This is a genomic window from Vibrio sp. 378, assembly GCF_033339435.1.
This window is the reverse complement of the sequence record NZ_JAWOUO010001041.1, coordinates 1-545: the sequence shown is the minus strand read 5'-3', so window position 1 is coordinate 545 and position 545 is coordinate 1. Positions and strand designations below refer to the sequence as shown.

At 46.1% G+C, this 545-nt stretch carries 1 pseudogene; it reads right to left on the bottom strand.

Going from position 1 to position 545, the window contains the following annotated elements:
• A pseudogene (locus tag R7Q48_RS30260) lies at positions 1-545 on the bottom strand (ABC transporter permease); the annotation flags it as partial.

Below are 545 nucleotides of genomic sequence, written 5' to 3'. Positions count from 1 at the left end.
CACTGGGCAATACGCGTAAATTTGAAGTATTGAGCACCCATGCCGTCACCTGTTTATCAAGTGAATACAATGCCTGAGCAGTATCAAGAGGCATATAAACCAATTGGGAATCCAACTGCTGTAACGGGAAATGCAAAATTCCAGCGACACGATACAACCCCGCAGCCGTCTGACCACGATACCCAGCGCCATACAACACCAACTCATCGCCAATCTTCAAACGAAGATACTGCGCTAAACCGCCACCGACCAAAACCGCATTTTGCCCAGAGGCGATAAACTCACCTTGAACCAATTTGTCACTAATGTGGGAGTACGCATTTTCTGATTCAGGATCAACGCCTAGAACCATGACACCTTTCGAACGCTCCCCTTTCGCCGCTAAGGCAAAAGATTCAACACGCGGAAGAATGACATCGATATTCTAGTTGGCTTTAGATGCTGAAATAAAGGCATCGGTTTGAGGAAGCACATCATCAATACTAGATGAGTCGCCAAACTCAGGGTTTTGCAATTGAATAAGCCCAGTATAAAACTTTGCTGCG